Origin of the sequence: Arthrobacter sp. H5 (assembly GCF_000520595.1) — a bacterium.
In the GTDB taxonomy this organism is placed as follows: domain Bacteria; phylum Actinomycetota; class Actinomycetes; order Actinomycetales; family Micrococcaceae; genus Arthrobacter_D.
Genome location: NZ_KI914979.1, coordinates 73,352 through 74,627 on the forward strand (window position 1 = coordinate 73,352; position 1,276 = coordinate 74,627).

A 1,276-nucleotide genomic window follows, 5' to 3' on the forward strand; every position below is an offset into this window, starting at 1 on the left:
CTCAGTGAGAAGGGACCGCGTCTGCTCTGCGGCACCCTCGGCGCCGACAGCGTGCAGGAGCCGGAAGGAGGTGTCGAGATAGCGCTGGACGTCGTCGACGGTGAAGGGCTCGTTGTGTGCCCACAGGTTCCGCACCTGACGCATCTCGCTTGCGTAGGCGCGGCACTCGGGCGAGAGGTTGAAGGGGTAGCCGAGCCCGCCGAGGCGTTCAGTGAGCATGCGCAACTGCACCTGCGGATCGTTGCTTTTGTAGAGCTTGGATTGCTTGTGCTGGAGGTCGTCCTTGTGCTCCAAGATGCGCGTCCGATGAACTCGCGGTTTGATAGCCCCATAACGTTCCCCATATCCCCAAGGTGCCGATTGTCACACCGTTCAAGACAGCGTAGTACGTGGTGGTGACAGTTCGCGGCTGTCCCTCCCGCGTTACGGGGCTGAGGAGCTACTTCGGGCACCTTCAGTACAGGCTCCACTGTTGCTCGCGGAACTCAAGCAGTTCCTCCCAGGAACCTACAAGTTGCTTGGCAAGGTATAGGTCTTTGAGTGTCGCTCCTTCACTGTCACCGCTCAATTCGCCCAGCAGTACTTGCATCGGTAATTGGGGCTTGGCTGGTGCCTTGCTCTGACGAGCCGCTCTTAAACTCAGTGAGAAGGGACCGCGTCTGCTCTGCGGCACCCTCGGCGCCGACAGCGTGCAGGAGCCGGAAGGAGGTGTCGAGATAGCGCTGGACGTCGTCGACGGTGAAGGGCTCGTTGTGTGCCCACAGGTTCCGCACCTGACGCATCTCGCTTGCGTAGGCGCGGCACTCGGGCGAGAGGTTGAAGGGGTAGCCGAGCCCGCCGAGGCGTTCAGTGAGCATGCGCAACTGCACCTGCGGATCGTTGCTTTTGTAGAGCTTGGATTGCTTGTGCTGGAGGTCGTCCTTGTGCTCCAAGATGCGCGTCCGATGAACTCGCGGTTTGATAGCCCCATAACGTTCCCCATATCCCCAAGGTGCCGATTGTCACACCGTTCAAGACAGCGTAGTACGTGGTGGTGACAGTTCGCGGCTGTCCCTCCCGCGTTACGGGGCTGAGGAGCTACTTCGGGCACCTTCAGTACAGGCTCCACTGTTGCTCGCGGAACTCAAGCAGTTCCTCCCAGGAACCTACAAGTTGCTTGGCAAGGTATAGGTCTTTGAGTGTCGCTCCTTCACTGTCACCGCTCAATTCGCCCAGCAGTACTTGCATGTTTATACGAATCTGCTCACCCGCCTGCCTAACAACGAACGGCGGGAGG

General features: G+C 59.7%; 3 protein-coding genes. All 3 read right to left on the minus strand.

Going from position 1 to position 1,276, the window contains the following annotated elements:
• Nucleotides 1–294 (minus strand): Swt1 family HEPN domain-containing protein (locus Y708_RS29565; RefSeq protein WP_028278911.1); only part of this gene is annotated, 294 nt, incomplete at its 3' end.
• Between the two features lie 263 nt (nt 295–557).
• Nucleotides 558–932 (minus strand): Swt1 family HEPN domain-containing protein, encoded by a 375-nt coding sequence (locus tag Y708_RS0103840; RefSeq protein ID WP_028278912.1) that lies wholly within the window; start codon nt 930–932, stop codon nt 558–560.
• A 160-nt stretch (nt 933–1,092) separates the two neighbouring features.
• Nucleotides 1,093–1,276: hypothetical protein (locus tag Y708_RS30315; protein ID WP_035775170.1), on the minus strand; the 184-nt coding region annotated here is incomplete at its 5' end.